Raw genomic sequence first — 25,240 nt, 5'->3', positions numbered from 1 at the left:
TATGTCTATTGTAGATTTTGGCGCCGTTCCACAGAAGCGTTCACACGACTACTGCGGATGCGGTAGTCGTGTTTCCTCCGTCGGCAGGATTCGCGTGTCACGCGCTGCCGCTAAAGTGCCAACATGAGGACGGGTATGTCCACGCTCTGGGGTCGGTTCAGGAGTTGGATCATCGCGGTCTGCATCGCGATAGGTCTGCTGACCGTCGCGCTGGCCTCGGACCACGCCGCCACCGACTATGAGCTGGTCGGCTACGTCCTGTTGGTGATCAGTGGGCTCGCACTGGGCATCAGCGGATGGGCACCGATTCCCGTCCTGGTTGTCACGGGCCTGTGTGCGTTGGGCTACAACGCCATCGGGTTCGACGTTCCCGCAGTCGGATACCTATGGGCGGTCTACGCGACCGTACGCGCCGGGCACCGGATCGTCGCGTTGGTCGCGAGCCTCGTCATGCTGGTCACGCTGCCACTGGCGATCATGGCCTCGCCCCTCGACGGCCCCACGAAAGAGGCCTTGGCACAGGCGCGCCACGTCCTCGAACTGGCGTGGTTGGTCGCGGCCGCGGCCGCGGGTGAGGCGCTGCGGCTGGCGGAGCGGCGGGCAGACGACGCGGAGCGCACCCGCGAGGAGACCGCGCGTCACCGCGCCACCCAGGAGCGCTTGCACATCGCGCGTGAGCTGCACGACTCGCTCACCCACCAGATCTCGATCATCAAGGTGCAGTCCGAGGTCGCGGTCCACATCGCCCGCAAGCGCGGAGAAGAGGTCGCGGAGTCCCTGCTGGCTATCCAGCAGGCGAGTCGCGAGGCGAGCCGCGAGCTGCGAGCGACGCTCGAGACCCTGCGCGACGAGAACGAGTCGCCGTCCCACGGGCTCGATCACCTACCGCAGCTGTTGGCGGGTGCTCGTGGCATCGGGCTGACCACCACCCTGACGGTCGAGGGGGAACGGCAGGACATGCCAGACGCGGTGGACCGCACCGCGTATCGGATCATCCAGGAGTCGCTCACCAACACCGCTCGGCACTCCGGCTCGGCGACGGCTTCGATCCGGATCGCCTACCTCCCGGACGGGCTCACCATCCGGGTCGACGACAACGGCACAGCGAAACCGGATTCCTCCGCCGCACCCGGGGTCGGACTGGTGGGGATGCGCGAACGAGTCACCGCCCTGGGCGGCCGCCTCCGGGCGGAAGCCCGCCACGAGGGTGGATTCACTGTCCAAGCCGAGCTTCCGGTGGCGCAAATCTCATGATCCGCATCATGCTGCTCGACGACCAGCCGCTCCTGCGCAACGGCTTCCGCACGCTCCTTGACGCGGAAGACGACATCGCGGTCGTGGCTGAAGGTGCCAACGGCAAGGAGGGCCTGGCTCTCGCCAAGGAACACCTACCCGACATCGCGCTCGTCGACATCCAGATGCCCGTCATGGACGGCATCGAGACGACCCGGCGCATCGCCGCTGACCCCGAGCTGGCCGGTGTCCGCGTCGTCATCCTGACCAACTACGGCTTCGACGAGTACGTGTTCCACGCCCTGCGCGCCGGCGCCGCCGGGTTCCTGGTCAAGGACATCGAACCCGATGATCTCCTGCATTCCGTGCGGGTCGCGGCGCGCGGCGACGCGCTGCTGGCGCCGTCCATCACCAGGATGCTGATCAGCCGCTACGTCGCACAGCCCCTGGGCGTCGCACCAGGCTCAGGAATGACGGAGCTGACCAACCGCGAGCGCGAGGCCGTTGCCCTGGCGGCTCAGGGCCTGACCAACGACGAGATCGCCGACCACATGGTGATCAGCCCGCTGACCGCGAAGACGCACCTCAACCGTGCCATGGCGAAGGTCCAGGCACGGGACCGTGCGCAGCTGGTGGTCTTCGCGTACGAGTCTGGGCTGGTCGCTCCCAAGATCCGCTGAGCTCGGCGTCTCTGAGAAGGGAGCCGAGTAGCTCAGCGAGGATCCGCGGTCCGTGTTGGGTCAGAATCGATTCGAGGTGAAACTGCACCGACCGGAAACCGTCGCCGCGCAGGGCGTGGACCTCACCGGTCTCGGGGTTGCGGCTGACCTCGGTCGGCCCGCGTTGGCCATGAGCGATGGCGTCGTGTGCGGACCTCGCGGTGTAGGTGTTGTAGAAACCCACGAGCTCAGGCCGGCCGAACAGGTCGACCCGTTTCTGGACGCCCTGGCTGGGCAGCACGCGCCGGACAATCTCGAACCCCAGCTCGGCGGCGAGTATCTGGTGCCCGAGGCAGATGGACAAGAACGGCACGTTGCCGGCGAGCAGGTCGCGGGTGAGCGCACGAAGGGTGCCCATCCTGGGGTCGGTCAGGTCACTCGGGTCGCCCGGCCCGGGGCCGACGATGACCAGGTCGTAGTCGTCGGGAGCCAGCGGATGGTCGAATCGTGTGATCGTCGTCCGCAGACCGAGCGCACGTAGCTGGTGGCCGAGCATCCCCATGAAGAGGTCTTCGTTGTCCACCACCAGCACGTGCCGTCCAGCGAGCTCCGGAACCGAGGCTCGCCGGTGGACGCCGTCGAGCCAGAAGCGCGAGAGCGTTCTGTTACGTGTCTGGAGCGCGTCTTGCACCAGCGGGTGGCTGGCTGGTGAGGGCCGGACTCCGGCAGCAGCAGGCGCGGCCATGCGGTCGGCGCCGTCGGGTGCGAGGCCGAGGGCGGCCAGCATCCCGGCGGCCTTCGCCTTCGTCTCGGCCACTTCGGACTCCGGGTTCGAGTCGCGGACAAGGGTGGCGCCCACGCCAAGGCGCAGGGTGCCGTCGCCGTCGATTTCAGCGGTCCGAATCATGATCGCGGAGTCCAGCCTCCGCCTGCCGGCCGCGTCGTGGCCGATCAGCGCGAGGACGCCGCCGTAGTATCCGCGACCCGTCGTCTCATGGCGGGTGATGACCCGGAAGGCGTTTTCGAGCGGGCTGCCGGTGACGGTGGGTGCGAGCAGGGTCTCCCGTAACACATCGCGCACATCGAGATCGCTCTGCCCGGTGAGAACGTACTCGGAGTGGGTAAGGCGTGCCATTTCCTTGAGGAACGGGCCGTGCACCTGCCCGCCGAAGGTGCACATTCGCGCCATCATTTTCAGTTCTTCGTCGACAACCATAAAGAGTTCGTTCGCTTCTTTAGGGTCGTTCAGGAACTCCAGCAGACCGGTGATCTCCGGACCGGTTGCTGGATGCCGGTAGGTCCCGCTGATCGGGTTCATCGAGACGGTGCCGTCGAGCAGGCTGACGTGGCGCTCGGGCGACGCGCCGACGAACGTTCCGGCGCCGGTGTGAAACAAGAATGTCCAGTACGACCCGGTCTCCCCTGACAACAGTCGCCGGAAGATGGCGAACTCCGTGTCGACCGAGTAGTCGTCCAGCCGGGCGACGTAGGAGCGCCGGATGACAAAGTTCGACCCGGCGCCCTGCCCGATCTCGTCCGCAACCACCCGCTTGACGATCGCCGCGTAGTCCTCGTCGCTGACGTCGAACCCGGCGTCCGCCACCGCCACGTGTCGTTCGGCAAGAGCGGAGAGGGCTTGTCCGCGGGTGAGCTCGGACTGCTCGTGCACCCGCATTGCTAGCAGGGGTGCGTGGTCGTCGTGACAGTCGTAGCCGCGTTCGGTGATCTGCCGGTATGGGATGGCGACGAGCAGGTCATCGCCGGCGCCCGAGCCGTCGGGCGCCGGCAGGTCAGCGAGGCGGTCCGCCCGACACATCTGGCCCGTGAGGACCGTGACGCCGGCGTCCGTCGCCGTGCCTGGCCGGTAGAGCAGTGCGAAGGCGCGCCCGTCCGCTCCAAGCCCGGCCAGCTGATCAGAACGGCTTGCCGTGCGGGAATCCGTCCAGTCCATGTCGCTTCTCCTCGCCCGAGATCCGGTCGCACCTCGATACTGCGGTGACGAAAGGCGCCGGCACATGACGTGAAAGCACCATCCCGTATTCGCGTTAACGCCGCGGTGGCGTGGCGTAAACCGCTGAATAGCCGGCACTACCCGCCCGCGTCGTAGCCGCAGAGTCGGAGACGCATTTACTGTCGATCGCATCCCACTTCGGCGAGGGCGGTGAAAACGACCGTGAGCGCGTTGGTGCAGAAATACGGCGGTAGTTCGCTGCGGACTCTCGACCACGTCCGTCGTGCCGCCGAGCGAACGGCGCGATCGTGGCGCGATGGATCGGCGGTCGCCGTGGTCGTCTCGGCTCGCGGGAGCCGGACGGACGACCTGCTGCGGTTGGCGGCCGACGTCGGCGCGGCCGGTTCGTCGCGGGAGCTGGACCAGCTCCTGGCGGTGGGGGAGTCAGAGTCGGCGGCGTTGATGGCCCTGGCGCTCGACAGGCTCGGTGTGCCCGCCATCTCGCTGACCGGACCTCAGGCGGGGATCCACACCACGGATCGCCACGGTGACGCGCTCATCTCCCGCATCGAGGCGCTGCGCGTGCGGAAGGCCCTGGACGCCGGGCGGGTCGCCGTGGTCACCGGGTTCCAGGGCCTCGACGGCAGCGGAGACATCGCCACGCTCGGCCGGGGTGGCTCCGACACGACGGCGGTCGCGCTCGCTGCCCAGCTTCGGGCATCGGCCTGCGAGATATACACCGACGTGGACGGCGTGTTCAGCGCCGACCCGCGGATTCTGCCGGCGGCCAGGTTGCTGCCGTGGGTGTCGCCCGGCGTTATGGCGGAGATGGCGTTCGCCGGCGCCCGGGTCCTGCACACCCGGTGCATCGAATTGGCTGCAATGGAAGGGGTCGAAGTGCGCGTCCGAAACGCGTCGTCGCAGTCGCCCGGAACGACTGTCGTGGAGCGCGAAGACGTCCGTCCGCTAGAGACGCGACGGGCGGTCGTGGCGGTGACCCACGACACCGACGTCGCCCGGGTGTTGGTGCATTGCCGCGAGATCCGCCACGACCTGGCGCCGGACGTGTTCGCTGTACTGGCCGATTGCGGGACGGTGGTGGACCTGGTCGCCAGGTCGGGGCCGTACGAGAGCGAGTTCCGGATGGGGTTCACCGTCAAGCGCAGCCAGGCCGAACCGGTCCGCACCGCGTTGCACGAGTTGACCGCGGGCTTCGGTGGCGGCGTCCATTTCGATGAGAACGTTGGCAAGGTCTCGGTGGTCGGAATGGGACTGTTGAGCCGTCCGGAGTACGCGGCCCGCCTCATGGCGGCCCTGGCCGGCGCCGGGATACCGACGAGCTGGATTTCCACGTCTCAGATGCGGATCTCCGTGATCGTTCCGCGGGAGCGCACCGTCGAGGCGGTCGAGACACTGCATCGCGAGTTCCACCTTGACGGGCATGAGCCGACTGATATCGCCTCTGCCCGGTCCGGAATCGCTTGAGAGAGGCAGCACACCATGGCCATACTCAACGCCTCGTTCGCCCGGGCCCTGCGCCTGCGGCGCCTGTTCCGCCACGGCGACGGGCGGCTGGTCGTCGTCCCGCTGGACCACTCAGTCACCGACGGTCCGCTGAGCTCGGATCTGTTGAACTCGCTCCTGGGTGAGCTCGCCGGCTCCGGCGTCGACGCCGTGGTGCTCCACAAGGGCAGCCTCCGCCACGTCGACCACCGCTGGTTCGGCGACATGTCATTGATCGTCCACCTGAGTGCGAGCACCCGGCACGCGCCGGACCCCGACGCGAAGTACCTCGTCGCCGACGTCGAGGAGGCGCTGCGCCTGGGTGCCGACGCGGTCAGCGTCCACGTCAACCTCGGATCCGCCGCGGAGGCACGGCAGGTCGCGGATCTCGGCGCCGTGGCTGGGGAGTGCGACCGGTGGAACGTGCCGCTGCTCGCCATGGTGTATGCGCGCGGACCGAAGATCGCCAACGGGCGAGCGCCGGAGCTTCTGGCGCACGCCGCCACCCTCGCGGCCGATCTCGGCGCCGACGTCGTGAAGGTCGACTACGCGGGCACGCCGGAGTTGATGGCCGACGCGGTCCGCGGCTGCCCGATCCCGGTCATCGTGGCCGGCGGTGCCCGTGCGGCCGACGCTGACGCCGTGCTCGCCTACGTGTGCGACGCGCTGCGCGGCGGCGCTGCCGGAGTCGCGATGGGCCGCAACGTCTTCCAGGCCGACCAGCCGGGCCTGATGGCGTCCAGGATCGCGCGGCTGGTGCACGAGTCACCTCAAGTTCCCGAGCAGTACGACATCGAAGACCGGCTCGCTCTGACGTCCTGAACTCCCGGACCATCCGCGAAGGAGAGACCTGTGAAGCTGTGTTGGCTGGACATCCGAAACGTCGGCGGGGCCAAGGAGGCCATCGTCGAAGAGGCTCTCCATCAGCGGGTGGACGCCATCGTGGCGGCCGACCCGGCGGACCTGGAGTCGCTTCCCCCCACGGTCAAGAAGGTGCTGTTCCCGCAGAATGGGCCGCTGCCGGAGAAACTAGAACCCGCCGACCTGGTCATCGTCGAGCCGGGTCGCCACGGAGACCCGGCAGTGCTGGCAGAGCAGTTCCCCGATGTGGAGTTCGGCCGGTTCGTGGAGATCGTGGACGCGGAGAGCCTTGAAGAGGCCTGCCACGCCGCGCGCCACGAGAAGTGGAGCGTGCTCTACTTCCGAGACCCCACCAAGATCCCGCTGGAGATCGTCCTGGCCGCCGCCGCGGGCGCGGACGGCAGCATCATCACCGAGGTGGCGGACGTCGAGGAAGCGCAGATTGTCTTCGGCGTCCTGGAACACGGGTCCGACGGGGTGATGCTCGCGCCGGCCGCCGTGGGGGCTGCGACCGAGCTCAAGGCCGCCGCGGTCAGCATGGCAGCGAACCTGTCGCTGGTGGAGCTGGAGGTCACCGGCATCCGGCGGGTGGGAATGGGCGAACGTGCCTGCGTCGACACGTGCACGAACTTCGGGCTCGACGAGGGCATCCTGGTCGGGTCCCACTCGACCGGCATGATCCTTTGTTGCAGCGAGACCCACCCGCTGCCGTATATGCCCACGAGGCCGTTCCGGGTCAACGCCGGGGCGCTGCATTCCTACACGCTGTCGGCCAACGGACGCACGAACTATCTCAGCGAGCTCGTCTCCGGCGGCCGGGTGCTCGCCGTCGACGCGAAGGGCAACTCGCGGGTGGTCACCGTCGGCCGAGTCAAGATCGAGACACGTCCGCTCCTGGCGATCGACGCGGTCTCGCCCTCGGGCGTGAAGGTCAACCTCATCGTGCAGGACGACTGGCACGTGCGGGTGCTCGGGCCGGGCGCTTCGGTGCTGAACGTCACGGAGCTGGTGCCGGGCGCGAAGGTGCTCGGATACCTGCCGGTCGAGCAGCGCCACGTCGGCTACCCGATCGCCGAGTTCTGCATCGAGAAGTGAACGGGTCCGGTCGTGAACCGTCAACCTGTGCTGGACTTCCATGTGCGCCTGGCGCGCAAGCCCGGCGCCGACGCCCGTCTCGTATCCATATTGGACGAATGTGGGTTCGACCGGGCGGTGGTGTGCGCGGGCGGCACCATCGACCTGGACCGCCTTTCCCGTCAGCTCATCCTCGGCGGCCACGTCGAGACTGACGCTGACAACGATTCGGTGTTGGCCACTTGCGCGGCGTCGGCCGGGCGCCTGGTGCCGTTCTACTTCGCGAATCCGCATCGCCCGGTCCAGGCCTACAAGGACCGGGCCGCCGAGTTCCGTGGGCTGGAGATCTCGCCCGCGGTCCACGGTGTCGGTCTGACCGATCCTCGCGTCGCCGAGCTGGTCGGCGTGGCGGCGGAGTTCGGCCATCCGGTCTACGCCGTCTGCTTGGACCGGCCCGGTGCGGGGGTTGCCGACCTGGTCAGCCTGGCGCGCCAGCATCCGGCGGTAAGCTTCGTGCTGGGCCACAGCGGGATAGGCAACATCGACTTCTACGCACTGACTCTGATCACGGACGAGGCCAACATCGTGCTGGAGACCTCGGGTGGCTACGCGTGCGTGGCCGACGCAGCGGTGAGCCGGCTCGGCGCCGAGCGGGTCGTGTTCGGGTCGGAATTCCCCCTTCAGCATCCGACTGTGGAGCTGGCCAAGTTCGCCGCGCTGCGGCTACCGGACGAGCAGTGGCGACAGATCGCCTGGGACAACGCACATCGACTGCTAGGAGAGGAGCCGCGGTGACCTCGATCCTGCCCCAGCTCGGCCAGTGGCACGGGCCGGAGGACCTGCATCGCCTTCAGGAGAAGCAACTGGCGCAAACGATCACTTGGGCGTCCCGCTCACCCTTCTACCGCCGGTCGCTCGCCGCGGCTGCGCTGCCCACCACCGCCGCCGACCTCGCCGCGCTGCCGCTGACCAGCAAGCAGGATCTGCGCGACAACTACCCCTTCGGCATGCTCGCCGTGCCGAAGGAGCAGCTCGCTACCTATCACGAGTCGAGCGGCACCGCTGGTCAACCGACGCCGTCCTTCTACACGGCCGAGGACTGGGTCGATCTCGCTGAACGCTTCGCCCGCAAATGGATCGGGATATCGGCCGCAGACACGTTTCTGGTCCGCACGCCGTACGCGCTGCTGCTGACTGGGCACCTCGCGCACGCGGCGGGCCGGCTGCACGGCGCCACCGTGGTGCCAGGCGACAACCGGTCCTTGGCGATGCCGTACGCCCGGGTGGTTCGGGTCATGCACGACATCGGCGTCACATTGACCTGGTCGGTGCCGACCGAGTGCCTCATCTGGGCCGCTACCGCGGCGGCCGCGGGACACCGGCCCGACACCGATTTCCCGGCGCTGCGCGCGCTGTTCGTCGGTGGAGAGCCGCTGACCGCTGCCCGTCGTGCGCGGATCAGCCGGATCTGGGGTGTGCCCGTCATCGAGGAGTACGGCTCGACGGAGACCGGAAGCCTCGCCGGGGAGTGCCCGAACGGCCGGATGCACCTGTGGGCCGACCGTGCGCTGTTCGAGGTCTACGACCCGCGAACCGGCACCGTCAGCGCGGAGGGCGACGGCCAGCTCGTGGTCACTCCGCTGTTCCGCGAAGCGATGCCGCTGCTGCGCTACAACCTCGAAGACAATGTGTCGGTCTCCTACGACGACTGCCTGTGCGGATGGAACCTGCCCACAGTCCAGGTCCTCGGCCGATCCGCCTTTGGATACAAGGTTGGCTCGGCCACCGTCACCCAGCACCGGCTGGAGGAGGTCGTCTTCTCGCTACCGGAGTCCCATGGCGTGGTGTTCTGGCGAGCGAGGGCGGAGCCGACGGTGCTGCGCATCGAGATCGAGGTGCCGCCGGAGCACCGGGCACCGGCATGCGCCGAGCTGACCGCCAAGGTGCGGGACACCTTTGGCGCGGACTGCGAGGTGGTCGGGTTGCCTCCGGGTTCACTGATCCCCTATGAGGCGCTCACCAGCATGCCGGACGTGGTCAAGCCACGGAGCCTCTTCGGTCCCGACGAGGACTGGGGCAAAGCGCTTCTCTACTACTGACGGAGACGACATGGCGCACCTGCGGGTGGCGGTCGTCGGGGCCGGAATCGCCGGGCTCGTTTTCGCCGCCGCCCTTCGACGGACCGGAATCCAATGCCAGATCTTTGAGCAGGCTCCCCGCCTCACCGAAGTGGGGGCGGGGGTGCAGGTGGCACCCAACGCCACCCGGCTCCTGCACCGGATGGGTCTGCGTGACCGGCTCTCCGAAGTCGCCGTGGCGCCGGAGTCGATCGAGATGCGTCGTTGGGACGACGGGGCGCTGTTACAGCGCACTCCGCTGGGTGACTTATGTCTTCGCCGGTTCGGTGCCCCCTATTACACCGTCCATCGGGCCGACCTTCAGGCAAGCCTGCTCTCCCTAGTTCCTCCGGACCACGTGCATCTCGGTGTCCGGCTCGCCGCGGTGACACAGGATGCCAACGAGGCTCGCCTGCATCTGGCGGACGGCACGACGGTGGCCGCGGACCTCGTCGTCGGCGCCGACGGCATCCACTCGGTGGTACGCGAGCAGATCGTGACCGACACCCCCCGATACTCCGGCCAGACGATCTACCGGGGGCTCGTGCCTGCGTGGCGGGTGCCGTTCCTCGTCGCTGAGCCTCGGGTGCGGCTCTGGTTCGGGCCGGGCAAGCACGTGGTGTCGTATCCCGTCTCGGCCGGCCGGCAGGTCAGCTTTGGCGCGACCGTGGCCGTCTCGGACTGGTCGGAGGAGTCCTGGACGGCCAACGGCGACGCTGCCGACCTGGCCGCGGCTTACGCCGGTTGGCACACCGACGTCACGCGGTTGATCGACGCGGCCGACCGGGTCAGCCGGTGGGCGCTGCACGATCGGGACAGCATCGACCGGCTCGGTGCCGGACGAGTGGTCGTCATCGGCGACGCCGCGCACCCGATGCTGCCGTTCCAGGCTCAAGGTGCGAACCAGGCGATCGAGGACGCGGTCGTGCTCGCGCGTTGCCTGGCCGCGGCGGGTCCAGCCAGGTGGGGTGCCGCGGTGCGCCGTTACGCCGAGGTCCGGCTGCCCAGGGTGGTCGACATCCAGCGGCGGTCCCGCGCCAACGCCCGGACGTTCCACCTCGGCGACGGGGACGGGCAGCGTCTCCGCGACACCGCCGCTCAGGTCACGTCCGGACTGGACCAGCACGAGTGGCTCTTCGCGTACGACGCCGAACATGTCACCACGACCAGCGGGAGCATCTGATGGAACTGACCGGAATCGAGTCGACGGTCGCACTGGTCACCGGTGCGGCACAGGGCATCGGGGCCGCTGTGGCCAGTGTGCTGGCCGGTGCCGGAGCGCACGTCGCCGCAGTGGACCACAACGCGGAGGCGCTGGCAACGATGGTGACCAAACTCGAGGCGGAAGGAGAGTCCGCCCGCGGATATGTGGTCGACGTGCGGGAAAGCGCAGCCGTGGACGCGCTCGTCGGACGCATCGAGGAAGAGCTCGGGCCGATCGCGATCCTCGTCAACGCCGCCGGCGTGCTCCACACCGGCCGGGTGATCGAGCTGTCCGACCGGCAGTGGATCGAAACCTTCGCGGTCAACGTCGGCGGCGTGTTCCACCTGTCGCGTGCGGTCGCGCGGCGGATGACCGGCCGCCGGCGGGGCTCGATCGTGACGGTGGCGTCCAACGCCGCCGGAGTGCCGCGTACGGAGATGGCCGCGTACGCCGCCTCGAAAGCCGCGTCGGCCCAGTTCACCCGGTGCCTCGGTTTGGAGCTGGCGGACCACGGCATCCGATGCAACGTCGTGTCGCCCGGCTCGACGGACACGCCGATGCTGCGGGCGATGGTCGGTGAGGGCGCGGACTTCACCCGGGTGATCGAGGGCACGCCGGCCGCGTATCGGATCGGGATTCCGCTGCGCAAGGTCGCCCAGCCGCGGGACGTGGCCGAGGCGGTCGCGTTCCTCGTATCCGACCAGGCAGGTCACGTCACGATGCACGACCTCTACGTCGACGGCGGCGCCGCACTGCACGTCTGACGTTGCCGGACCGACCAGGAGGACAACAATGCCGATGACTCCGATCGCGCCATACCGGATGCCGGGCCAGGGCGACGTGCCCAGTTCGGCCGTCGCTTGGCGTCCGCACCCGGACCGGGCCGCCGTGCTGGTCCACGACATGCAGCGATACTTCCTGCGCCCGTTTTCGGCGGGGGAGCCGCCGATGACCGAGCTGATCGCCAACGTCACGAAGCTGCTGGCGGCCGCGCGTGCGGCCAGGGTGCCGGTGCTGTACACCGCGCAGCCGGGGGGCATGAGCAGGGCGGACCGGGGGCTGTTGCAGGACTTCTGGGGTCCAGGCATGGGTGCCGTGGAGGACGACCGCGGCATCGTCGACGACGTGGCTCCCGCGCCGGGCGACACGGTGCTGGCCAAATGGCGATACAGCGCGTTCTTCCGCAGCGATCTCGAGGAACGGCTGCGGCGCGCGGGGCGCGACCAGCTCGTCGTTTGCGGTGTGTACGCGCACATGGGCTGCCTCATGACCGCGTGCGATGCCTTCAGCCGCGACATCCAGCCGTTCCTCGTCGCGGATGCCCTCGCCGACCTGTCGCTGACCGACCACCTCATGGCGCTGCGGTATGCCGCGGATCGGTGTGCCGTGCCGCTGCCGCTGTCAGAGGTACTGGCTCACCTGGAGAGGTGAACGAGCTCTCCAGGTGAGCCCATCCCGACGTCTCAGTTGTCGACGTCGCCGCGGATGTAGCGCTGGGCCCAGCGGTAGGCGAGGTCGCCGAACTGCTCGCCGAAGACGATCGACCGCTCGACGGTCTTCTTGAAGTGCACCCCACCCCACACCCGGCTGATGGCGCACTCCTTCACGAACGCGTCCCAGGTGGGGTAGAACAGCTCGACGTCGCTGGCGGGGGAACGCCCCGGCTCCCGCAGGGTCGAGCCGGCCCGGGAGACGTGCCGCAGGTTCAGCACGTCGTCACCGAGGAACCGCCGTGCCGCCTGTGCCTCCGCGGAGCAGAGCACGGTGGACCCGGACGGGTAGTCGGGGTGGTCCCCGGTGTTCAGGTAGCTGGACCACTCGTCGCCGCGGATGTCGTCGACCGTGCCCTTGCCGGGGCCACCCCAGGCGGTCAGCTTCTGACGTCCGTAGAGGTGCCGGATCGCGCTGAACGGGCGCACGGCGTCATACCTGTGCTTCTGGTGCCAGCAAGCGATCATGGCGTCGAAGATCGCCACGGAGGTGGTGAAGCCGAGATCGATCATGTCGTCCAGCGTCAGGCGATCGAGGTGCGCGATCGCCGCGAAGCCCACGGACTGGCCCAGCCCCATCGTCTTGTCGTCGAAGTACTCGGCCGCCACCTTCTGCCGGTCGGTGAGCGCGGCCGAGGCCTCGATGATCTCGTCCACCGAGCGCCTGTAGTCCCGTGGCCGCGTGTGGTCGATGTGGTCGGGCGCGGCGAGCGCGAACTGCCGCGGGTCGCCGAAGCTGTGCGCTTTGACCAGCCGCAGCTGCGGTGTGGCGAACTGCTGGGCGACGAAGATGCCCAGGTCGCCCCCGCCGCCACCGAGGCGACGGCCGTGCGGACCGAGGTTGGGCTGCCAGCGTGAAGGGTGTTCCAGTTCGAATGGCGTGTTGACGGGTCGATAACCGGTGTAGTCGGCGTAAGGCTTGCCGTTGTAGCGCCGGCCGACGTCGCCGAGCTGGTTCATCCCGTCGCGCAGCGCCGCCGCGACGACCGCCTTGCCGGCGAGGTTGCCAAGGCCCACCGGACTGGTCCGATCCTCGGACTCGTCGTCCGGGTTCAGTCCGATCGAGGTCATGACGGCCCGGAAGTCCGGCTCCCGCCGCGGTTCCACGCCTTTTATGACCTGGTAGTTGGCGTGCAGCGCCGCGATGGTCTTGTTCCGGTTGGTGGCCGCCTCGCTGGAGGGCCGCCGACCGAGACGGGAGTGCAGTCCGACCCTCGTCGGATGGTACGGCGCGGTCGCGTCGAACCACGAGACGACCGACAGGTGAACGAAGCGGTGGAGCACGGTCACGTCCATCGGGGCGATCACGTTGAAGGCGGGCTGGAACGGGCTGATCAGCTCGATGATGAAGTTGCCGGTGTCGAGGTCGAAGCCGGTGGCGGCGGCCGCTTTCGAGGGCGTGGCCGACGCTGCGCCACCGTGCGCCAGAGAGGCCAACACCGCGGTCGACGCCGTGCCGAGCCCGCCGATGAGCAGCGACCGGCGGCGAGTTGAGAATCCTGGGTCGGGAGAACCTTCAGATGCGGTCATGATGTGCCCTCTTCCCTGTCGACGCGAGACTCGCGGATTCCGTTCCGGGAGCCAGGATTCGCGAGCGATCTCGGGTCCGTCCACTACCTACCCGAGTAGTCAGCGGCGAGCGCCCGTCGCCGGAATACCGCGAACGCGGGGTGCGCGCCCCGCGCGTCGCCGGGCTACGGTCGGCGGACGGCCGAACGGTCGTGACCGCGATGCCGAAGGGAATTCCCATGCTCGAGCGCATGCACGTCGTCGTCATCGGCGGGACGTCGGGTATCGGCCGTCATTTCGCCCAGTCGTGTGCCGACCGGGGAAGCGATGTGATCATCACCGGTCGCACCGCGGAGCGCAGCAAGCGCGTCGCCGACGAGATCGGTGGGCGAACGCGCGGGCTCGCATTGGACCTGTCCGGCCCAGGCGAGGCCGCGACGGGTCTATCCAGCGTGGAGCGTGTCGACTGGTTGGTTTTGTCCGCTCTCGATCGCGACTACAATGCGGTTCGCGACTACCGCTCCGACGACGCGGTCAGGCTGCTGACCGTCAAGCTAGTCGGCTACACGACCGTCATGTCCGTCCTCGCCCCACGAATGATGGAGAAGAGCGCGGCCGTGCTGATCGGGGGCCTGGCGAGCCACCGACCGTATCCGGGATCCACGACCGTGACGACCGCGAACGGTGGCATCGGCGCACTGGTCCGGACGCTGGCGGTCGAGCTCTCGCCGATCCGGGTCAACGCCCTGCACCCGAGCATCGTGTCGGACACTCCATTCTGGAGCGACAAGCCGGCTGCCCGGGACGCCGCCTTGTCGCGGGCCCTGACGAAGCGGCCGGTCACGATGGGGGACTGCACCGGTGCGATCACCTTCCTGCTGGAGAACCCGGCCATCAACGGCGTCAACCTGAACATCGACGGCGGAGAGACGCTCATCTGAAGCGGGTCGTGATCCGCCAGGGTCCCCACCAGCCGGACGCACCCTGGCCCCGTTCGCGTTGCGAGCGCGGGTAGCGGGTGAGATCGCGGGCCGAGAACAACGCCATGCCGGCGTGGAACCCGCTGACCGGCACGGGCAGCCGGGTCCAGTACGCCAACAGACCGTCGACGCGGAACTCCACCTCCGGGGCGCCGGCCAGGTATGAGATGGCGTACCGGTGCGGCAGTCCCGGCTCGGTGGGCACGTTCAAAACCACACGGTGGATGTAGTGCTCGTCTGGGCTGGTGACGCCGGGGAGCGCCAGCCGCTCGACGACCGCGTACAAAGTGTCGTTGGTCGCGGCGGCATTGAGGACCACGCCGGTCGCGAGGTCGAACAGGTTCACCGTGCCGAAGGCGTCGAGCGGGTCGTACGGAACCTGGCCGTACGTCCGTATCCCCATCTCGACCTCGAACGTCAGGCGCCCGGCCACCGGGGTGGCGAACCGCCGCACCGAACGGTACATCTGCTTGGCGTTGTTCTGTCGTGGGTCGGTGTCGTGGAACCGGCTGAACGGGTTGACGCTCAGCTCCAGCCGACCGTCCCCGGTGCGTACCTGCGCGTTGCGGTCCTGGTACTGGTGCGTCGTGCCGTCGGCCCCCGCGATCGACATGATGGCCCAGCGCGCGGGATCGAGCTCGAGACCGGTGAAGTCGTCGTACGTCCACGCGTCGGTGCTCAGAGCAGCCGTCATGAATCAACGGTCTGTCCCTGCGGTCGGCCGTGGACATCACTCGTACACGCGATTCGTACGCCATTTTCCAGAGTGGCCCGTACATACCGTGAATGGGCGATGCCGGCCCTGGGGTGCACTGATTGAGACTGTCGCAGTACCGAGCGCCACGTCAGGGGTCGTTTTCAGGACGCTGCCGGCCATCGGCCCGCCGTCCTGGGCAGAGGAGGTGTCATGGGTAGCGGAGGGGTCATGGACACGGGGGACTCGGCGAGCGCCGATGACCAGTATTCCGCAGTGTACGACAGCGCCGAGTTCCAGGCGCTGCAACGCCGCTCGAACGGCTTCATCGTGTGGGTGAGCGTGCTGTTCTACGGGTGGTGGTTCGTCGGCATCTCGCTGGCGGCCTTCGTGCCCGGCGTGTTCCGGCAGGGGATCGGTGGGCCGCTGAACGTGGGCATGCTGTTCCTGGTCCTGTCGTTCGTGCTCGTGGCCGCGGTCTCACTGGCCTATATGAGGTTCGCCAGCAAGCGCCTGGATCCCGCCGGCGAGGCGATCCGGATGGACCTGGAAGGAGGTCTGCGATGAGTGACATCCTCGCGGCGCCGCCGCCACCACCTGTCGACAACACCTGGGCCGCGCCCGGTATCGCCACCGTGATTGTCGTCGTCCTCGGGATTGTGGCCTTTGCCCTGGCCTACTCGGCCCGCGGTGGCATACGCACCCAGGCCGACTTCCTGCTCGCCGGTCGACGCATCGGCGTCGGGCAGAACGCCCTCGCTCACGTCGCCGGCGGCATCATGTACTCGACGGTGATCATCATCGTCGGGCACGTCGCGTTGAACGGCTTCGACGCCATTCTCCTGCTGACCGCGTTCGTGATCTCCACGGTCCTCGCCGTGCTGATCTACGCCGGGCCGATGCGCAACCTGAACGCCTACACGATCGGCGACCTGTTCGCGATTCGGGCCCGGAAACGTCCGGCGCGGCTGGCCTCCGCGGTATTGACGCTCGGCATCTTCGGCATGTTCAACGTCATCGCGGTCGGCTCGATGGGCTTCGTGGCAAGCCGGATGTTCACGACGAGTCCCACGGTGGACGTGCCCATTGTCGCGTTGACGGTTGGCATCGTGGGCCTGCTCGCTATCGCGGCGGTCTACGTGGGTGGCATGCCCGGAATCACCCGCGTGCTGGTGCTAAAGGTGTCGCTGATGATGGCGTTCGTCGCGGTGTTGACCGTCGCGATTCTCGCGAAATACAAGCTCAATATCTTCGACCTGCTCAACGACGCTGAGGCAAACGCTGCACCGAACCCCCGCGGCGAACTGTTGACCACCGGTCGTCTGTTCGGCGAGGGCGCCACCTTCAACTCCGGCCAGGACCCGTGGGTCCACCTGTCGAAGGCGTTCGCCATCGCTGTCGGCGCCATCGGGATGCCGTTCCTGTTCATGCGGTTCTTCGTGGCGCGCAGCGGCCGAGCCGCGCGCCAGACCGCCGGTTGGGCGGCGATCATCACCATCGGGTTCTGGGCATGCATGATCGTGATCGGATTGGGCGCGGTCGCGATTCTCGGTGGAGAGGCCATCGGCAAGGTCGCCGCTCACCGTGACATCACCCTGCCCAAGATTGCCGACGAGCTGGGCGGGTCGTGGGCGACAGGTGCGCTCGGGGCGATCGCCCTGCTATCGGTCGGTGCCATCTTCGCGGTCCTGCTGCTCAATGCCGTCACTTCGGTCACGCGCGACCTTCGCGCGGCGCGTGGCCTGCCAGACGACCGGCCGGCAGAGTTGAAGGACGTACGGCGTAACGTGCTAATCCTCGGCATCGTCTCTCTGGTCGGTGGCATGGTGATGATGACGCAGCTCACCCACATCTTCATTCCTACGTCGATAGACATCGGTGCCGCCAGCGTCCTGCCGGCGGTGGTCCTCTCGCTGTTCTGGCGGAGGTATAACACCGCGGGTCTGATGTGGACCGTCTACGGCGGAATAGCCGTCACCCTGTTCATGGTGGTGTTCTCGAACGGTGTCTCAGGCGACCCCACCGCGTTGTTTCCCGACGCCGACTTCAAGTTCATCGACTTCGAACCAGGTCTGGTCGGCGCGCCGCTCGGCTTCCTGTTCGGATTCATCGGCACCTTGACCAGCCGTGAGCGCAACGACGCCGCCTTCGCGGAGATGCGGGTCCGGGCGCTGACCGGCGCCACCATCCCCGCGCGGCGGGAGCCGGAGCAGACCGCCACTGCCACGAGCCTCAACGGGCTCGATCGGTCCGGCCGGACCCTCAGCGAAACGCACTGAACAAACCACGAACGGTGTGGGGTGGTGATTGCCGCCCCACACCTTTTCGGGAGGTCGAGAGTGGATCCGGTACCGGTTCTGGTCGTGGGCGCCGGCCCTGTCGGCATGGCCGCCGCCTTGGCGCTAGCCCGTCAGGGTGTGCGCAGCGTGCTCGTCGACGAGGCGTTCGAGACCTCGGACCACCCGAAACTCGACTATGTCAACGCCCGCAGCATGGAGTTCCTCCGGCAGCTCGGCGTCGCGGACGACGTCCGCGACGCCGGTGTCGGGCCCGAGCATCCAGCCGACGTCATCTGGTCAACCGGCCTCGCGGGCGAGCCGATCTCCACCTGGAAGCTCCCTTCGGTGCAGGAGGAACGCAGGCGCATCGCCGACCGTAACGACGGCACTCAACCGGTCGAGCCCGGTCAGCGGATCTCCCAGGTCGACCTGGAGCCGGTCCTTCGTGCGCGTTGCCGGCGCGACCCGCTTGTCGAAATGCGAGCGGGTCTGCGGTTCGAGTCCCTGTCCCAGGACGACGACTCGGTGTCCAGCGAGCTGATCGACATGCTGACCGACGAACGGGTCCGGATGCGATCGCGCTACGTACTCGGCTGCGACGGCGCCCGAAGCCGGGTCCGCACGGTGCTCGGCGTCGGCGAGGAGAGCTTTGACGTTCCGGGACTGCCCGGCGCGTTCATGGTGCACTTCAAAAGCCGCGACCTGAGCACGCTGCACCGGCACGGGCGGTTCTGGCATTACTTCGCCTTCCGGTACGTCATCATCGCCCAGGACGAGGTCGACACGTGGACGGCACACGTCAACGGAATGGACGCGACGGAGTTCGACGCCCCACCGGCCGACCCGGCCGCCTTCCTGCGCGACACGATGCGGGTCGACCTCAAGATCGACAAGGTGCTGCAAACCTCGCGTTGGCGACCCGGCTTCATGCTCGCCGACCGGTACCAGGTCGGGCGGGTGCTCCTCGCAGGCGATTCGGCCCATCGCATGTTCCCGACCGGCGCCTACGGGATGAACACCGGCATCGGCGACGCCATCGACGCCGCCTGGAAGATCGCAGGACTAATCAACGGGTACGGCGGTTCGGGACTGCTGGACAGCTATGAGGCCGAGCGCCGCCCGGTGGGCCTGCGCAACCTGCATACCTCGCGTCGACATCTCGGCGTGCACCTCGAGGCGGGTCGGATGCTGCGCCACGGTGCCGCGCTCGATGCCTTGGGGTCGTTTCTCACCGCATCGCGCGGTGAGAACGAATACAGGGGGGTCGAGTTGGGCTATCGCCACAATGACTCGCCTGTCGTCTGCCACGAGGGCTCGCCCGAACCCCCGTGGACCCCGACCGCCTACACACCGACGACGTGGCCCGGCGCCCGCTCGCCCAGCGTGATCCTGGAGGACGGCGGCCCCATCTACGACCGCTTCGGCGCGTCCTTCACGCTCGTCGACTTCGTTGACGACGGGCGCGCCGGACCGCTGCTGGAAGCCGCGACCGCGCAGGGCACGCCGGTCGCGCACCGGGTGGTGTCCGATCCCTGGGCTCGCGAGGTCTGGGAGCGCGACCTCGTCCTGGTCCGGCCCGACCACCACGTCGCCTGGCGCGGGAACACGGTGGGCGGTGACCCGGCCGCCGTGGTGCGGCGCGTACGCGGCGCCGGTTGATATCCGAACCGAACAACACGAGGGGCACCCGCATGACGCACTACGCCGCGCTCGCCGGACTGGGCGGCTTCCTACCGCCGCGGCAAGTCACCAACGGCGAGCTCGCAGCCACCTTGGACACCTCCGAGGAGTGGATCACCAGCAGGACCGGGATTCGCACCCGACACTGGGCGGGACCCGGGGTCGCCACCAGTGACCTCGCGGTCGAGGCGGGACACCGCGCGCTCAAGTCGGCGAACCTTCCGTTGGCGCCGGGCGCGGTGGACGCCGTCATTCTGGCGACCACGACACCCGACCATCCCTGCCCGGCCACGGCCCCACAGGTCGCGGCGCGTCTGGGGTTGGGCACCGTCGCCGCGTACGACATCGCCGCAGTGTGTTCCGGGTTCGTCTACGCCCTGGCAACCGCATCGGCCCAGATCGTCGCCGGACAGGCCCGGCGGGTGCTGGTCATCGGCGCTGAGACCTACTCGACCATCCTCGACCCGGCCGACCGGACGACATCGGTCATCTTCGGCGACGGGGCCGGAGCCGTCGTGCTGCACGCCGTCCCCGAGGCCGACCGACCCGGCGTGCTGCTCGGTGTCGACCTCGGTTCGGACGGCTCGCGCGCGGATCTCATCCTGGTCCCGGCCGGCGGGTCTCGGCAGCGGTCCACGCTGGGTGAGCCCGACCCGCGGGACCGCTACTTCACCATGCAGGGCACCAAGGTGTTCGCCGAAGCAGTCACCCGGATGGGCGAGTCGGCTTCGCTGGTGCTGGCCCGGATCGGCTGGCCAAGGGACTCCATCGACCATCTGGTCGGCCACCAGGCGAACATCCGCATCCTTCGCGCGCTGGCGGGGTGGCTCGGGCTCCCCGAGGAGCGGGCCGTCGTCAACGTCGACCGGGTCGGCAACACCTCGGCGGCGTCGATCCCGCTCGCCCTGTGCGACGCGGCTGCCAACGGAACGCTGACACCGGGTTCCCGCGTCCTGCTCACCGCCTTCGGAGGAGGCCTGACCTGGGGGGCCGCGGCGCTCATCTGGCCCGACCTCAACGCCGCCTGATCAGTTCCGGCATTGCCTTTCGACACGAGTAGAAAGCGAGACCACCGCGATGACTATCCGGACCCGACAGACCATCACCGAAGAGCTTTTGAAGCTCATGACCGAGACGTACGGCGCGCCGGACGACATCACCGCCGAGACCTCCTACGACAGCCTCGATCTGGACTCGCTGGTCCTGGTCGAGGTCGCCGTCGCACTGAGTAGTCGGTATGACGTCTTCGTCAGCGAGGCGGAGATGACCGAAGCCGCCACCATCGCCGGCACCGTGGCCATGCTCGAGGCCAAAGGCGTCAAAGCCTGAATCACCCGTACGGATGCGTTCGCCGCGCCGTCGACTGGAGGACACATGCAGCAACATGGCTCGTTCGCGGACCTCGTTCACGTCGGTCCGTGGGAGAACATGCCCGCGGTCCAGCAACCAGAATGGCGTGATCACCCCGCGTACGACGAAGCATGCCGCTTCCTGTCCTCGGCGCCGCCGCTGGTGACGGCGACAGAGACTCGACAGCTGCGGGAGGCGTTGGCGAACCTGGTATCGACCGGCGCCCTCGTGCTGCAACTCGGCGACTGTGCCGAGAGCTTTTATGAATGCACGCCTCGGCACACCTCAGAGAAGCTGAAGGTCATCGACTCGCTCGGTGATCGGCTCGCCGAGCTCACCGGCAGGCACGTCGTCAGGGTTGGACGCATGGGCGGCCAGTTCGCCAAACCACGGTCCGCGGCGAACGAATGGTACGAAGCCGTCAGGATCCCGTCCTTCCGCGGACACATGATCAATTCCGACATCGGCACCTCGGAGACGCGCAAGGCCCATCCGCGCCGGATGGTCTGGGCGTACGAGGCCAGCGACCTGGTGCAGCGGGTGATGCGGACCTACCGCCAGGGCGATCTTGACGCGGGCCCGCCGGACGGGCCGTGGTCGAGCCACGAAGCACTCGTGGTCGACTACGAGTCCCGGCTGATCCGCCGGGATCCGGACTCCAGCGATCTCTACCTGAGCTCGACCCATTTGCCGTGGCTGGGTGAACGCACCCGCCAGCCGGACGGGGCGCACGTGGCCATGCTGTCCTCGGTGGCCAACGCCGTCGGATGCAAGATCGGACCCCGAGCCAACACCGACGACGTGCTTGCGGTCTGCGCGGCTCTGGATCCGCGCCGCGAACCCGGCCGGCTCGTCCTCATCGCCCGGATGGGTAGGGATCGGATCGCGGACGCATTGCCGCCGATCGTCCGGGCCGTGGCCAACGCCGGGCATCCGGCGATCTGGTTGAGCGACCCCATGCACGGCAACACCAGGCGGCTGCCGACGGGGCTGAAAACCCGTTACCTCGGCGACATGACCGCCGAGGCTGTCCGGTTCCGGGAGATCCTGGATGCGCAGGGCCAACCCGCCTCAGGGCTGCACATCGAGGTCGCGGCGCAGGACGTGACGGAGTGCGTGGGGGGACCGGTGGCGGACGAGGACGAACTCCAGCGCCACTACACCTCGCTGTGCGATCCCCGGCTCAACCCGTGGCAGGCGGCCGCCCTGATCGAAGCATGGTCATCGGGCACTACCTGACCGAGTAGTGCACAACTACTCGCGCCGGGCCGCGGCCACTGTTGCTCTTGTCGATGCCAGCTCGCGATGATTCCCAGGGCAGACTGCACTGCCGCAGGATCGACTGCCGTCCTTACACCAACCCTACCTACTGATAGGTGAGTGTCCGGATGCCGAGCAACGTCGAGGACCCGCAAGCAGAGAGCATAGTCCTGGCGCCCACGTCGCGAGACGACACAGGGCCGGTCTGGGTTTCGGTGTCGTCGTTGTCGCCAGGCGACTCGCCCCGGTTGGCGGGGGAGAATCCCGAGCACGTGGTGCTGCTGGTCGCGGCGCGAGAGCTTCCGCCGATCACGGTGCACCGCAGCACGATGCGGGTCATCGACGGAATGCATCGACTGCGGGCCGCCAAGCTCAGGGGTGACGAGACCATCCCCGTCACGTTCTTCGACGGCGACGAAGCGCAAGCGTTCCTGTTGTCTGTCCACGCCAACATCAAGCACGGTCTGCCGCTCTCGCTCGCCGATCGGGAGGCTGCCGCCATCCGCATCCTCAGCCATTATCCACAGTGGTCGGACCGGGCGGTCGCGGCCGCCGTCGGACTGTCGCCCACCACGGCGAGCTCGATCAGACGCCGGGTCGCCCTTCCCGCCGAGCTGGACGGCAGCAGGCTCGGCCGAGACGGGCGGGTCCGGCCGATCGACGGTTCATCGGGTCGGCGGCGCGCCGGCGCGGTCATCGCTTTGAACCCCGATGCCCCGTTGCGTGCCATCGCTCAGGAGGCAGGCATCTCGGTGGGGACGGCGCGGGACGTCCGCGCCCGGCTACTGGCTGGCCACGACCCAGTTCTGCCAGTCCAGCGCGGTCCAGCGGATGGTTCGGACCCGTCCAGCGAACCCGCGCCCGCGTTGCGAAACAGGACGGTCGGTGCACGCCAGAACGTGCAATGGCCGTCGGTCCGCGGCAACCTGATCAGGGATCCTGCGGTGAAGTATGCCGAGAGCGGCCGTGCGTTCGTCCGCTGGGTCGACGCTCACGTCGTCGACCCTTCCGAGTGGAGCGGGATCATCGGCGCCGTGCCGCCTCATTGGCGCAAGTCCGTCGCGGAACTGGCTCGTTCGTGCGCCGGAGCATGGCTCGCGATGGCCCAGGAGCTCGAGGAGAAGGCGACGTGACGACGTCAACGGAAGACGGGCCCGCGCAGCCATCACGCCGGCCGTGGAACCTCATCGCGGTGGACGGCGGGTCGCCTCGGGATCCGATCCTGATCGGAGTCTGTCCGTTGTGGCCGGCTCTCATCGCTGTGCCGATCTTGCCACGTGCGGAACCGACCGAGCGCTCCTAGCCAACGTTAATAGCCGTAGCACGGGGGAGACTACGTGACCACGATCGATACCACGCTGGGCGAACGCGCCCCAACCGCGCCGCCGCGGAAGGTCCGAGAGCACCTGATGGAGTTGCTGGAGGAGCGGCTTCGCGCGTTCTTCCGAGAGGAGCAGGAGCGTCGGTCGACGGCGTACAGCAGCGCGTCCGACCTCGTCAGCTCGGTCGCCGACCTCGTGGGGGCCGGCGGGAAGCGGGTCCGTCCGGCCTTCTGCATCAGCGGCTACCTGGCGGCGGGCGGTGATCCTGACGACCACCGTGTGCTGCGGGCGGCGGTGGCGTTGGAGCTGCTGCACGCCGCCGCGTTGATTCACGACGACATCATGGACGCGGCCACGCGGCGTCGGGGTGTGCCCACGGTGCACGAGAAGCACTCGGCGTCGCATCGGTCGGGCGGTTGGCGTGGAGAGGACCGCCGTTACGGCGAGGGCGTGGCCGTGCTCGCCGGTGACCTGGCTTTGGTTTACGCCGACCAGTTCATGGCGACCGCACCGGCGATGGTCGACGCGCTGTGGGCGGAGCTGCGTACGGAGCTGATCGTTGGGCAGTTCGTCGACGTGCATGTCGCGGCGGCCGCCGAGTTCCCCGTCGATCCTGACCTGGCGCGGTGGATAGCCCTGTCGAAGTCGGGTCGTTACACGATCCACCGTCCGCTCGAAGTCGGCGCGGCGATCGCCGGCCGGCCCGACCTGGGGAACGCGTTCGAAGCGTACGGCGCCGCGATCGGCGAGGCGTTCCAGCTCCGCGACGACATCATGGATGCCTTCGGCGATGGGCAGGTCACCGGCAAGCCCGACGGGCTCGACCTCACTTCGCACAAGATGACGCTTCTGCTGGGTGCGGCCATGGAGCGCGACCTGGAGATCCGTGATCTCGTGCATGCCGGCGAGATGAGTGCGGGCTCGCTGCGCACCCGCCTGCGCGAGACGGGCGTGCGGGTCGACATCGAACGACACATCGACCGGCTCGTCGATGACGGCTGCCAGGCCATTGCGAAGGTACCGCTGGCAGCGGGCTGGCGGGAAGAGCTCGTCGAGATGGCCCGACTCGTCGCCTACCGCGACTGCTGAGGGGGCGAAACAATGGTGTCCTCGATGACCCCGGAGATTGTCACCGACCGTGGTGACCCATCGCGGTGGCGAACGCTGGTGGGGCTGGTCCGCATCTCCAAGGTGTCGGTCTACCTGCACTTCTTTCCGTGGGCGCTGGCGGCGCTGCTGCTGAGTCCGGCGGCACTGCAACGGCCTGGTGCCGTAGCGGCGCTCGCGCTGTTCCTGCTCTCGTCCGCCGGCATCGTGGCCGCGACGGCGACGGTGGACGACATCATCGGCTTGCGCAACGGCAGCGACGCCGCCAACTACATCAGACCCGGGTTCCGCCGGGACCTCCGGCGCAAGCCGCTGCTCAGTGGCGCTCTCACGGAACGTCAGGCGATCGTGTTCGCGGTGTTCGCCGAGATCTTCGCGTTCGTCACCGGCTTCGCGGCGTTCGCGGTCCTCGACTGGGACGTCCCGATTTCCGCCGTGTTGATCTTTGTCGCGTGCGCCGTCCTCGGACCGCAGTATTCCGGCGGTCTGCGGTTCAGCTATCACCTCGGCGGCTCGGAGTTTCTGCTCGGCGTCGGCACCGCGGGTGGGTTCCTGTTCCCCTACCTCGCGGTGGAGGGGCGCTGGACGATGGTCGGCGTGCTCCAAGGCGTGTTGATGGGCCTCTGGTTGGTCATGCTCGTCTCATGTTCCAATGTGGGCGATCGTGACGGCGATGCCGCGGTGGGCCGGCGCACGCTGCCGGTCGCCGCGCCGATGTGGGTGGTCAAGGGCGCGTTGGTGACCTACCTGATCATCTCGGTCACGACGATCGCCGCGCTCGCCACGTCGCCTGTCATGCCCTGGTGGACTGCCCTGGCCTTGCTGCCCGCCACCGCACTGCACGCCGCCCAGCTCCGGCTGGCGATCACTCGTGACCGCTGGCGCACGGCTCGCGTCGCGGCCTTCGTGGCCTACGACCTCGGCTTCGTCGGCCTCGCGGTGGCCACCTTCTTCGCTGGATAAGGAA

The 25,240-nt window shown here is 68.3% G+C and carries 23 protein-coding genes; 20 read left to right on the top strand and 3 right to left on the bottom strand.

Going from position 1 to position 25,240, the window contains the following annotated elements:
- Window positions 1–123 precede the first annotated feature (123 nt).
- Window positions 124–1,254 carry a sensor histidine kinase gene (locus DFJ67_RS35010; protein WP_116072928.1) on the top strand — a complete coding sequence of 377 codons (1,131 nt, stop codon included), beginning with the start codon at window positions 124–126 and terminating at the stop codon, window positions 1,252–1,254.
- A complete protein-coding gene (locus tag DFJ67_RS35005) occupies window positions 1,251–1,913 on the top strand; it encodes a response regulator (RefSeq protein ID WP_116072926.1) in 663 nt (220 codons plus the stop codon). Before DFJ67_RS35010 ends, DFJ67_RS35005 begins: the two co-directional genes overlap by 4 nt.
- Here DFJ67_RS35005 and DFJ67_RS35000 read toward each other — a convergent pair.
- The gene (locus DFJ67_RS35000) at window positions 1,819–3,843 is read right to left on the bottom strand and encodes an anthranilate synthase family protein (protein ID WP_116072924.1); all 2,025 of its coding nucleotides are present in this window, start codon (window positions 3,841–3,843) and stop codon (window positions 1,819–1,821) included. The genes DFJ67_RS35005 and DFJ67_RS35000 overlap by 95 nt on opposite strands.
- A 234-nt stretch (window positions 3,844–4,077) precedes the next feature.
- Here DFJ67_RS35000 and DFJ67_RS34995 point away from each other — a divergent pair, with 234 nt between their 5' ends.
- Genes DFJ67_RS34995 through DFJ67_RS34960 form a run of 8 tightly spaced genes read left to right on the top strand, consistent with a single transcriptional unit; the run spans window position 4,078 to window position 12,033 of the window.
- Window positions 4,078–5,328 (top strand): aspartate kinase, encoded by a 1,251-nt coding sequence (locus DFJ67_RS34995; RefSeq protein WP_239097110.1) that lies wholly within the window; start codon window positions 4,078–4,080, stop codon window positions 5,326–5,328.
- Between the two features lie 15 nt (window positions 5,329–5,343).
- Window positions 5,344–6,168 carry a 2-amino-3,7-dideoxy-D-threo-hept-6-ulosonate synthase gene (locus DFJ67_RS34990; RefSeq protein WP_116072920.1) on the top strand — a complete coding sequence of 275 codons (825 nt, stop codon included), beginning with the start codon at window positions 5,344–5,346 and terminating at the stop codon, window positions 6,166–6,168.
- 30 nt (window positions 6,169–6,198) lie between these two features.
- Window positions 6,199–7,302 (top strand): 3-dehydroquinate synthase II, encoded by a 1,104-nt coding sequence (locus tag DFJ67_RS34985; protein ID WP_116072918.1) that lies wholly within the window; start codon window positions 6,199–6,201, stop codon window positions 7,300–7,302.
- Window positions 7,303–7,344: 42 nt separating this feature from the next.
- Window positions 7,345–8,076 (top strand): amidohydrolase family protein, encoded by a 732-nt coding sequence (locus DFJ67_RS34980; RefSeq protein ID WP_203783447.1) that lies wholly within the window; start codon window positions 7,345–7,347, stop codon window positions 8,074–8,076.
- On the top strand, window positions 8,073–9,380 hold the full coding sequence (locus DFJ67_RS34975; protein WP_116072914.1) for a phenylacetate--CoA ligase family protein: 1,308 nt from the start codon (window positions 8,073–8,075) through the stop codon (window positions 9,378–9,380). Before DFJ67_RS34980 ends, DFJ67_RS34975 begins: the two co-directional genes overlap by 4 nt.
- Before the next feature lie 10 nt (window positions 9,381–9,390).
- The gene (locus tag DFJ67_RS34970; RefSeq protein ID WP_116072912.1) at window positions 9,391–10,581 is read left to right on the top strand and encodes an FAD-dependent monooxygenase; all 1,191 of its coding nucleotides are present in this window, start codon (window positions 9,391–9,393) and stop codon (window positions 10,579–10,581) included.
- Window positions 10,581–11,366 carry a 2,3-dihydro-2,3-dihydroxybenzoate dehydrogenase gene (locus DFJ67_RS34965; protein WP_116072910.1) on the top strand — a complete coding sequence of 262 codons (786 nt, stop codon included), beginning with the start codon at window positions 10,581–10,583 and terminating at the stop codon, window positions 11,364–11,366. Before DFJ67_RS34970 ends, DFJ67_RS34965 begins: the two co-directional genes overlap by 1 nt.
- Before the next feature lie 28 nt (window positions 11,367–11,394).
- Window positions 11,395–12,033, top strand: a complete 639-nt coding sequence (locus DFJ67_RS34960; RefSeq protein ID WP_116072908.1) for an isochorismatase family protein — start codon at window positions 11,395–11,397, stop codon at window positions 12,031–12,033.
- A 32-nt stretch (window positions 12,034–12,065) separates the two neighbouring features.
- On the opposite strand, the gene DFJ67_RS34955 is transcribed toward DFJ67_RS34960, so the two are convergent.
- On the bottom strand, window positions 12,066–13,622 hold the full coding sequence (locus tag DFJ67_RS34955; protein ID WP_203783445.1) for a vanadium-dependent haloperoxidase: 1,557 nt from the start codon (window positions 13,620–13,622) through the stop codon (window positions 12,066–12,068).
- A gap of 218 nt (window positions 13,623–13,840) precedes the next feature.
- Here DFJ67_RS34955 and DFJ67_RS34950 point away from each other — a divergent pair, with 218 nt between their 5' ends.
- Window positions 13,841–14,542 (top strand): SDR family NAD(P)-dependent oxidoreductase, encoded by a 702-nt coding sequence (locus DFJ67_RS34950; RefSeq protein WP_116072906.1) that lies wholly within the window; start codon window positions 13,841–13,843, stop codon window positions 14,540–14,542.
- Here the strand turns inward: DFJ67_RS34950 and DFJ67_RS34945 are convergent.
- A complete protein-coding gene (locus DFJ67_RS34945; protein WP_116072904.1) occupies window positions 14,535–15,275 on the bottom strand; it encodes a DUF6081 family protein in 741 nt (246 codons plus the stop codon). The two genes, DFJ67_RS34950 and DFJ67_RS34945, sit on opposite strands and share 8 nt — an antisense overlap.
- 231 nt (window positions 15,276–15,506) lie before the next feature.
- Here DFJ67_RS34945 and DFJ67_RS34940 point away from each other — a divergent pair, with 231 nt between their 5' ends.
- The 9 genes from DFJ67_RS34940 (at window position 15,507) to DFJ67_RS34900 (ending at window position 25,236) form a co-directional block, all read left to right on the top strand.
- Window positions 15,507–15,842, top strand: coding sequence for a DUF485 domain-containing protein (locus tag DFJ67_RS34940; RefSeq protein ID WP_116072902.1), 336 nt, complete (start codon window positions 15,507–15,509; stop codon window positions 15,840–15,842).
- Window positions 15,839–17,554, top strand: a complete 1,716-nt coding sequence (locus DFJ67_RS34935) for a solute symporter family protein (protein WP_116072900.1) — start codon at window positions 15,839–15,841, stop codon at window positions 17,552–17,554. Before DFJ67_RS34940 ends, DFJ67_RS34935 begins: the two co-directional genes overlap by 4 nt.
- A 60-nt stretch (window positions 17,555–17,614) precedes the next feature.
- Window positions 17,615–19,213 (top strand): FAD-dependent monooxygenase, encoded by a 1,599-nt coding sequence (locus DFJ67_RS34930; RefSeq protein ID WP_203783444.1) that lies wholly within the window; start codon window positions 17,615–17,617, stop codon window positions 19,211–19,213.
- A gap of 32 nt (window positions 19,214–19,245) precedes the next feature.
- Window positions 19,246–20,262: a beta-ketoacyl-ACP synthase III gene (locus tag DFJ67_RS34925; RefSeq protein ID WP_116072898.1), complete on the top strand. Its 1,017-nt coding sequence runs from the start codon at window positions 19,246–19,248 to the stop codon at window positions 20,260–20,262.
- 49 nt (window positions 20,263–20,311) lie between these two features.
- Window positions 20,312–20,563 carry an acyl carrier protein gene (locus tag DFJ67_RS34920; RefSeq protein ID WP_116072896.1) on the top strand — a complete coding sequence of 84 codons (252 nt, stop codon included), beginning with the start codon at window positions 20,312–20,314 and terminating at the stop codon, window positions 20,561–20,563.
- 45 nt (window positions 20,564–20,608) lie between these two features.
- Entirely contained in the window at window positions 20,609–21,823 is a 1,215-nt protein-coding gene (locus tag DFJ67_RS34915; protein WP_116072894.1) for a 3-deoxy-7-phosphoheptulonate synthase, read from the top strand.
- Between the two features lie 293 nt (window positions 21,824–22,116).
- Entirely contained in the window at window positions 22,117–22,977 is an 861-nt protein-coding gene (locus DFJ67_RS34910; protein WP_203783442.1) for a ParB/RepB/Spo0J family partition protein, read from the top strand.
- A gap of 204 nt (window positions 22,978–23,181) precedes the next feature.
- Window positions 23,182–24,255 (top strand): polyprenyl synthetase family protein, encoded by a 1,074-nt coding sequence (locus DFJ67_RS34905; protein ID WP_203783440.1) that lies wholly within the window; start codon window positions 23,182–23,184, stop codon window positions 24,253–24,255.
- A 24-nt stretch (window positions 24,256–24,279) separates the two neighbouring features.
- Window positions 24,280–25,236: a UbiA family prenyltransferase gene (locus DFJ67_RS34900; RefSeq protein ID WP_170216117.1), complete on the top strand. Its 957-nt coding sequence runs from the start codon at window positions 24,280–24,282 to the stop codon at window positions 25,234–25,236.
- Window positions 25,237–25,240 lie beyond the last annotated feature (4 nt).

Source organism: Asanoa ferruginea (assembly GCF_003387075.1).
In the GTDB taxonomy this organism is placed as follows: Bacteria; Actinomycetota; Actinomycetes; order Mycobacteriales; family Micromonosporaceae; genus Asanoa; species Asanoa ferruginea.
Note: the sequence above shows the minus strand (reverse complement) of the source record. Positions and strands in the feature narration are given on the sequence as shown.

Excerpts from the sequence above, each read along its gene's own strand:
- DFJ67_RS35010 (WP_116072928.1), top strand. The coding sequence starts at position 124 with ATGAGGACGGGTATGTCCACGCTCTGGGGTCGGTTCAGGAGTTGGATC.
- DFJ67_RS35005 (WP_116072926.1), top strand. The coding sequence starts at position 1,251 with ATGATCCGCATCATGCTGCTCGACGACCAGCCGCTCCTGCGCAACGGC.
- DFJ67_RS35000 (WP_116072924.1), bottom strand. The coding sequence starts at position 3,843 with ATGGACTGGACGGATTCCCGCACGGCAAGCCGTTCTGATCAGCTGGCC.
- DFJ67_RS34990 (WP_116072920.1), top strand. The coding sequence starts at position 5,344 with ATGGCCATACTCAACGCCTCGTTCGCCCGGGCCCTGCGCCTGCGGCGC.
- DFJ67_RS34970 (WP_116072912.1), top strand. The coding sequence starts at position 9,391 with ATGGCGCACCTGCGGGTGGCGGTCGTCGGGGCCGGAATCGCCGGGCTC.
- DFJ67_RS34965 (WP_116072910.1), top strand. The coding sequence starts at position 10,581 with ATGGAACTGACCGGAATCGAGTCGACGGTCGCACTGGTCACCGGTGCG.
- DFJ67_RS34960 (WP_116072908.1), top strand. The coding sequence starts at position 11,395 with ATGCCGATGACTCCGATCGCGCCATACCGGATGCCGGGCCAGGGCGAC.
- DFJ67_RS34955 (WP_203783445.1), bottom strand. The coding sequence starts at position 13,622 with ATGACCGCATCTGAAGGTTCTCCCGACCCAGGATTCTCAACTCGCCGC.
- DFJ67_RS34950 (WP_116072906.1), top strand. The coding sequence starts at position 13,841 with ATGCTCGAGCGCATGCACGTCGTCGTCATCGGCGGGACGTCGGGTATC.
- DFJ67_RS34945 (WP_116072904.1), bottom strand. The coding sequence starts at position 15,275 with ATGACGGCTGCTCTGAGCACCGACGCGTGGACGTACGACGACTTCACC.
- DFJ67_RS34940 (WP_116072902.1), top strand. The coding sequence starts at position 15,507 with ATGGACACGGGGGACTCGGCGAGCGCCGATGACCAGTATTCCGCAGTG.
- DFJ67_RS34935 (WP_116072900.1), top strand. The coding sequence starts at position 15,839 with ATGAGTGACATCCTCGCGGCGCCGCCGCCACCACCTGTCGACAACACC.
- DFJ67_RS34925 (WP_116072898.1), top strand. The coding sequence starts at position 19,246 with ATGACGCACTACGCCGCGCTCGCCGGACTGGGCGGCTTCCTACCGCCG.
- DFJ67_RS34920 (WP_116072896.1), top strand. The coding sequence starts at position 20,312 with ATGACTATCCGGACCCGACAGACCATCACCGAAGAGCTTTTGAAGCTC.
- DFJ67_RS34915 (WP_116072894.1), top strand. The coding sequence starts at position 20,609 with ATGCAGCAACATGGCTCGTTCGCGGACCTCGTTCACGTCGGTCCGTGG.
- DFJ67_RS34900 (WP_170216117.1), top strand. The coding sequence starts at position 24,280 with ATGACCCCGGAGATTGTCACCGACCGTGGTGACCCATCGCGGTGGCGA.